Genomic DNA, 6,593 nt, shown 5'->3' with positions numbered 1-6,593 from the left:
CCCCAGCCCCCGTCGCCGCAGCCGGGCGGCCGGCTGCGGGTGGAGCGCAGCGGCGGCTTCGCCGGCCGCACCGAGACCGCCGAGGTCGACCTCGGCCAGGTCGACGACCCCGGCCTCGGGCAGCTGGTGACGGAGGCGGTGCTGGCGTCCGCGACCTCGGACGGCCCGCCCCGGCCCGACATGTTCGTCTACACCTTCACCGTCGACGACGGTGACCCGGTCCGGGTGCCCGAGCACCTGCTGACGGCCAGCCAGGCCGAGCTGGCGCGGCGGATCCTGCGCCCCGACCCGGCGACGGGCTCGACCTCCGGCTGGGAGGCCTGACCCGTGGAGGTCACGGTCGTCGAGGGCGACATCACCACGCAGGACGTCGACGCCGTGGTCAATGCCGCCAACCGCCGGATGCGCGGCGGGGGCGGGGTCGACGGCGCGATCCACGCGGCCGGCGGTCCCGAGGTGCTCGAGGACTGCCGACGACGCTTCCCCGACGGACTCGCCACCGGGGCCGCCGGGTGGACCACCGCCGGCCGGATGCCGGCCCGGTGGGTGATCCACGTGGTCGGTCCGAATTGGACCGCCGGCGAGCGCGACCGGTCGCTGCTGGAGTCGTGCTACTCCGGAGCGCTCGCGGTGGCCGACGAGCTCGGCGCCCGCACGGTGGCGTTCCCCCTCGTCAGCGCAGGCATCTACGGCTGGCCCAAGGACGACGCGATCGCAGCGGCGATCGACACGCTGCAAGCGACGCCGACATCGGTGGAGGAGGCGCGGCTTGTGGCGTTCGGCCGGCGGGCCTTCGACGAGATCGCGGCAGCCCTCTCGAGCAGACCTCCCTCAGGGTGACGGCGGGGGACGGGAGCGTTCGCTAGGTTCACCGCATGCCGCGACTGAGGCGCACGTTCCCCGACCAGCCGGGCTGGACCCGCCGCCGGTCCGGCTCGGGCTTCACCTACCTCGACGAGCGCGGCAACCGCCTCGACGCGGACCAGGTGCAGCGCTGCAAGGACCTCGTCATCCCGCCGGCGTGGAAGGACGTGTGGATCACGCCCCACCCCAACGGCCACCTGCAGGCCGTCGGCACCGACGACGCCGGTCGCCGACAGTACCTGTACCACCCCCAGTGGCGCGCCAGCCGCGACGCGGCGAAGTTCGACCGGATCCTGGTGTTCGGCAAGGCGCTCTCCAAGGCGCGAGAGCGGGTGCTCGCCGACATCGGCGCCGAGGGCATGTCGCAGGAGCGCGCGTGCGCCGTCGCCGTACGCCTGCTCGACCTCGGCTACTTCCGGATCGGCAACGACGTCTACACCGACACCAACGGCTCCTTCGGCCTCACCACGATGCTCAAGGAGCACGTGTCGCGGCACCGGGGTGGGCTGCGCTTCTGCTTCACCGGCAAGTCCGGCGTCGAGCACTGCATCGACATCGACGACCCGGCGGCGGTCGGCGCACTCGACGTGATGCGCCGCCGACGCGGCGGCGGCGACGAGCTGCTGTCCTGGAAGGACGGCAGGACCTGGCGTGACCTGTCGTCCGCCGACGTCAACGACTACATCCGCGGCTGCTTCGGCATCGAGGCGACGGCGAAGGACTTCCGCACCTGGCACGCGACGGTGATCGCCGCGTCCGTGCTCGCCGAGACCGACGAGCCGGGGAGGACCAAGGCCTCCCGCAAGCGCGCGGTCTCCTCCGCCATGAAGGAGGTCTCGGAGTTCCTCGGCAACACGCCGACCCTGGCCCGCACGGCCTACGTCGACCCACGGGTCGTCGAGGCCTACGAGCGGGGCCGGACGATCAAGGTCCGCGGGAAGTACGACACCGATGACGCGCGACAGGCGGCACTCGAGCGCGCCGTGCTCAAGCTGCTGGCAGCCTGAGCGACCGGTCAGCTGTTGGCGACGACGTGGTCGATCGCGCCGGTGAGCTTCTCGACGTCGGCCGGGTCGATCGCGGGGTACATCGCGATCCGCAGCTGGTTGCGGCCGAGCTTGCGGTAGGGCTCGGTGTCGACGATGCCGTTGGCCCGCAGGGTGGCGGCGATCGCGGCGGCGTCGATCGAGTCGTCGAAGTCGATGGTGCCGATCACGAGCGACCGGTCGGCCGGCTCGGCGACGTACGGCGTCGTGTACGAGGTGCGCTCCGCCCAGCCGTAGAGCGCGTCCGAGCTGGCGGTCGTGCGCTCGACCATGCCCTTGAGCCCGCCCTGGCTGTTCATCCAGTCGAGCTGCTCGGCCATCAGGAAGAGGGTGGCCACCGACGGGGTGTTGTAGGTCTGGTTCTTCGAGGAGTTGTCGATCGCGGTCGGCAGGTCGAAGAAGGGCGGAATGTAGCGGTCGCTCGCCGCAATCTCCTCGGCACGCGCCAGCGCCCGCGGCGACATCAGGGCGATCCAGAGGCCGCCGTCGGAGGCGAAGGACTTCTGCGGGGCGAAGTAGTAGGCGTCGACCTGGTCGAGGTCGACGGGCAGGCCGCCGGCACCGGAGGTGGCGTCGACCAGCACGAGCGCGTCGTCGACCACGCCGGCGGGGCGGAGCACCGGCGCCATGACCGCGGTCGAGGTCTCGTTGTGCGCCCACGCGTAGGCATCGACGCCCTCCTCGGCGACGGCCTCGGGACGCGAGCCCGGATCGCTCGAGATGACGGTCGGGTCGGCCAGCCACGGCGCCTTCTTCGCCGACGTGGCGAACTTCGCGGAGAACTCGCCGAAGGTCAGGTGCTGGCTCTTCTCGCGGATGAGGCCGAAGCAGGCGATGTCCCAGAAGGCGGTCGCGCCGCCGTTGCCGAGCACCACCTCGTAGCCGTCGGGGAGGTCGAACAGCGCCGCAAGACCCTCACGGACCCGGCCGACCGTCTTCTTCACCGGGGCCTGCCGGTGGGACGTGCCCATCAGCGTCGAGCCGGTCGCGGCGAGCGCGTCGAGGTGGCTGGTCTGGATCTTTGACGGACCGGCGCCGAAGCGGCCGTCGGCGGGAAGAAGGTCCGCGGGGATCTTCAGCGTGTGGTCGGACTGGGCGTCGGTCATCGAATGGCCTCACGTGGGATGCGGAACGGTGGGTCCTGACGACGCTGTCAGCGGGTCCTATCCTGTCACCTGCTCGACCGCATCTCACATCGGGGGATTTCACGCGTGCCTGACCGCCCGTCCGTCGCTGCACCGCGCATCGAGCGACTCCCGATCACGCACCCCGACGCCCGACTCCTGGTCGAGGCCGTCCAGGAGGAGTACGTCGCCCGCTACGGCGGCCGCGACGAGTCGCCGGTCGACCCACGCGACTTCGAGGACCCGCTCGGGCAGTTCTTCGTCGGCTACCTCGACGGCGTCCCGGTGGCGACCGGCGCGTGGCGACGGTCGTCGGTCACCGCGCTCGGCGCCGACGTCACCGCGGAGGTCAAGCGGATGTACGTCGTCCCCGCGGCGCAGCGCCGCGGGGTGGCCCGCCGGATGCTCGCCCACCTCGAGGCGACGGCGGCGGACGCCGGCATCCAGGCGCTCGTCCTCGAGACCGGCATGAAGCAGCCGGAGGCCATCGAGCTCTACCTGTCGTCGGGCTACGAGCCGATCCCGGGCTTCGGCTACTACAGCGACTCCGACCTCAGCCGCTGCTTCGCCCGCCGCGTCTGACGTCGACGTAGCCTTGCCCGCGTGACCCGCGGACTGATGCTGAACGACGCCGACTGCGGCTTCTGCATGCGCACCGGCCGCTTGGTGCCGAGGCTCGGGGTCGACGTCGACAGCTCGACCGTCCAGGCCGCCGACCTCGAGGCGCTGGGCGTCGACCCGGTGCGCGCGGTCGTCGAGATGCCCTACGTCCATCCCGACGGCCGGGTCGACTACGGCCACCGCGCCTTCGCCTCGATCCTCCGCACCGGGCCGCTGCCCTGGCAGGTTGTCGGACGGCTGATCGAGTCCCGCCCGGTCGACCCGATCGCCCGGCGCACCTACGCCTGGGTGGCCGCCAACCGGCACCGCCTGCCCGGCGGAACGGCCGCCTGCGAACTACAGCAGTGATGTTCTGACGATCCCCTGACGGTGGCTCGTGGGGCCGCTTACGGTCCCTGTGCCACATGTGATCTCAGGGGAAGGTGGGACGACTCGATGCGAGCGTCACTGCGCGCTGCCGCACTCGTCGCGGGGATCTGCACCCTGCTCCTCGCACTGCTCGCCGGCAGCCTCACCGCCGCCTCGGCCGACGGGACCAGCAGCCGCCGCGGGACCGTCACGGCGTCGGCGCCGTTCCTCATGCCGATGGAGCCGTACGCCGGCTACCAGCCGCAGACGTCCTGCCGACGCACGCCCAAGCCGGGCGTGCTGATGCTGGCCGACTGGCTCGTCGCACGCGGCGGGGGATACGGCCCGATCAGCCGGTCGTGCGCGGGTTCGAGCCGCAGCGAGCACAAGGAGTCGCGGGCCTTCGACTGGCTCCTCGACGCGACCGATCCCGCCGACGCCGCGCTCGCCGCCGCCCTGCTCGACGAGGTCCTCGCCCCCGACGACACCGGCCAGCCGCACGCGCTCGCGCGCCGGATGGGGATCATGTACATCATCTGGAACGACCGGATGTGGGCGTCCTACGACGGGTTCGTCGAGAAGCGCTACCTGAGCTCCGGCTGCCGCAACCGTCGTACCTGCTCGCCGACGCTGCGGCACCGCGACCACCTGCACGTCTCGCTGACCCGGCAGGGCGCGAAGGGCATCACGTCCTGGTACTACGCCCAGGAGCCACCCGTCTGACTGTTCAGGCGTTCCAGCCCGCGTCCCATCCCTCGATCTCGTCGGCCGGGCGCGTGCTCGGGCCCGCGTAGACCGCGGACGGCCGGATCAGCCGCCCCGTGGTCTTCTGCTCGAGGATGTGTGCCGACCACCCGCCGGTGCGCGCGCAGGTGAACATCGAGGTGAACATGTGCGCCGGCACCTCGGCGAAGTCGAGGACGATCGCCGCCCAGAACTCGACGTTGGTCTCCAGGACGCGGTCGGGTCGACGCGAGCGCAGCTCCTCCAGCGCGGCCTTCTCCAGCGCCTCGGCGACCTCGTAGCGCGGGGCGTCGAGCTCGCGGGCCGTGCGCCGCAGCACGCGGGCCCGCGGGTCCTCGGCGCGGTAGACGCGGTGGCCGAAGCCCATCAGCCGCTCGCCGTTGTCGAGCAGCTCCTTGACGTACGACGACGCGTCGCCGTCGCGCTTCTCGACCTCCTCGATCATCCCGAGCACCCTCGACGGCGCGCCGCCGTGGAGGGGGCCCGACATCGCGCCGATGGCACCGGAGAACGCGGCCGCCACGTCGGCGCCGGTGGAGGTGATGACGCGGGCGGTGAAGGTGGAGGCGTTCATGCCGTGCTCGGCCGCGGACGACCAGTAGGCGTCGATCGCATGGGCGTGCTGGGGGTCCACCTCGCCGCGCCACCGGATCAGGAACCGCTCGGCGAGGGTCCGGCCCTGGTCTACCTCGGCCTGCGTGACGACCGGCTTGCCGAGGCCGCGCGCCGACTGGGCGGCGTAGGACAGCACCATGACGGCGACGCGCGACAGGTCGAGGCGCGCCTGCTCGTCGGAGATGTCGTAGGTCTGGCCCATGCCGAGCATCGGCGCGAGCATCGCGACCGCGGCCTGCACGTCGGCCCGGACGTCGCCGGTGTGGATCGAGATGTTGTAGGGCTCGGCCGGCGGGAGGCCGGGATTGTAGGAGCCGTCGACGAGCAGGCCCCAGACGTTCTCGAAGGGGACGCGGCCGACCAGCTCCTCGATGTCGACGCCGCGGTAGCGGAGGGCCGAGCCCTCCTTGTCGGGCTCGGCGATCTGCGTCTCGAACGCGACGACACCTTCGAGGCCGTGCTGGATCTCGGTCATGGCGGTCATTGTGCACCCGGCGCTCGTTCCTCGCGCCCCACTAGGGTCGTGACATGGACCTGTCCGGACTGCGTGAGGAGTACGGGCGAGGCGGGCTGGACCTGCCGGACCTGGCCGACGACCCGATCGAGATGTTCGAGGGCTGGCTCCGCCAGGCGGTCGAGGCCGGGGTGCACGAGCCCAACGCGATGGTGCTGTCCACGGCGACGCCCGAGGGTGGGCCGTCGAGCCGGATGGTGCTGCTCAAGGGCGTCGGGTCCGACGGCTTCGTCTTCTACACCAACCACGCGTCCCGCAAGGGCGCGGAGCTCGCCGCCAACCCGCGGTGCGCGCTGCTGTTCCCCTGGCACCCCCTCGAGCGGCAGGTCCGCATCGAGGGTGCCGCATCGGTGATCCCCGACGACGAGGTCGAGGCCTACTTCCGCTCCCGCCCGCGCGGCGCCCAGCTGGGGGCATGGGCCTCGGACCAGTCGCGGCCCGTCGCCTCGCGGTCCGCGCTGGCGGCGTCGTACGCCCGGGTGCAGGAGCGGTTCGGCGACGACGGCCCGGTGCCGGTGCCGCCGGAGTGGGGCGGCTACCGGGTGCGCCCGGAGGTCGTGGAGTTCTGGCAGGGACGCCCGAGCCGGATGCACGACCGGCTGGTCTACCGCCGCCACGACGACGGCTGGACCACGGAGCGACTCGCTCCCTGAGCCGCGACGGGCCGGGGAGCCGCGTGGAAAGCCCGGCAGATCTCGGCGGAACACCGCCCGTTTC

9 protein-coding genes are annotated in these 6,593 nt (G+C 72.1%); 7 read left to right on the top strand and 2 right to left on the bottom strand.

Annotated features, from left to right (window positions below; translation table 11 throughout):
* The 3 genes from ACXJKB_RS21245 to ACXJKB_RS21235 form a co-directional block, all read left to right on the top strand.
* The coding region (locus ACXJKB_RS21245; RefSeq protein ID WP_457191964.1) for a protealysin inhibitor emfourin at positions 1–324 on the top strand (324 nt) is incomplete at its 5' end.
* A 3-nt stretch (positions 325–327) separates the two neighbouring features.
* Entirely contained in the window at positions 328–840 is a 513-nt protein-coding gene (locus ACXJKB_RS21240) for an O-acetyl-ADP-ribose deacetylase (protein ID WP_457191962.1), read from the top strand.
* Positions 841–875: 35 nt separating this feature from the next.
* Positions 876–1,871 carry a DNA topoisomerase IB gene (locus ACXJKB_RS21235; protein ID WP_457191960.1) on the top strand — a complete coding sequence of 332 codons (996 nt, stop codon included), beginning with the start codon at positions 876–878 and terminating at the stop codon, positions 1,869–1,871.
* Positions 1,872–1,879: 8 nt separating this feature from the next.
* On the opposite strand, the gene serC is transcribed toward ACXJKB_RS21235, so the two are convergent.
* Positions 1,880–3,016 carry a phosphoserine transaminase gene (gene serC / locus ACXJKB_RS21230; RefSeq protein ID WP_457191958.1) on the bottom strand — a complete coding sequence of 379 codons (1,137 nt, stop codon included), beginning with the start codon at positions 3,014–3,016 and terminating at the stop codon, positions 1,880–1,882.
* A 105-nt stretch (positions 3,017–3,121) separates the two neighbouring features.
* Here serC and ACXJKB_RS21225 point away from each other — a divergent pair, with 105 nt between their 5' ends.
* The 3 genes from ACXJKB_RS21225 (at position 3,122) to ACXJKB_RS21215 (ending at position 4,726) form a co-directional block, all read left to right on the top strand.
* Positions 3,122–3,616 carry a GNAT family N-acetyltransferase gene (locus ACXJKB_RS21225; protein WP_457191956.1) on the top strand — a complete coding sequence of 165 codons (495 nt, stop codon included), beginning with the start codon at positions 3,122–3,124 and terminating at the stop codon, positions 3,614–3,616.
* A 21-nt stretch (positions 3,617–3,637) separates the two neighbouring features.
* Positions 3,638–4,003: a thiol-disulfide oxidoreductase DCC family protein gene (locus ACXJKB_RS21220; RefSeq protein WP_457191954.1), complete on the top strand. Its 366-nt coding sequence runs from the start codon at positions 3,638–3,640 to the stop codon at positions 4,001–4,003.
* An 87-nt stretch (positions 4,004–4,090) separates the two neighbouring features.
* Positions 4,091–4,726 carry a hypothetical protein gene (locus tag ACXJKB_RS21215; RefSeq protein WP_457191952.1) on the top strand — a complete coding sequence of 212 codons (636 nt, stop codon included), beginning with the start codon at positions 4,091–4,093 and terminating at the stop codon, positions 4,724–4,726.
* A 4-nt stretch (positions 4,727–4,730) separates the two neighbouring features.
* On the opposite strand, the gene ACXJKB_RS21210 is transcribed toward ACXJKB_RS21215, so the two are convergent.
* The gene (locus ACXJKB_RS21210) at positions 4,731–5,837 is read right to left on the bottom strand and encodes a citrate synthase 2 (RefSeq protein ID WP_457191950.1); all 1,107 of its coding nucleotides are present in this window, start codon (positions 5,835–5,837) and stop codon (positions 4,731–4,733) included.
* Positions 5,838–5,890: 53 nt separating this feature from the next.
* Between ACXJKB_RS21210 and pdxH the strand changes: the two genes are divergently transcribed.
* Entirely contained in the window at positions 5,891–6,529 is a 639-nt protein-coding gene (gene pdxH, locus ACXJKB_RS21205) for a pyridoxamine 5'-phosphate oxidase (RefSeq protein WP_457191948.1), read from the top strand.
* Positions 6,530–6,593 lie beyond the last annotated feature (64 nt).

Source organism: Nocardioides sp. P5_E3, assembly GCF_054049275.1.
Note: the sequence above shows the minus strand (reverse complement) of the source record. Positions and strands in the feature narration are given on the sequence as shown.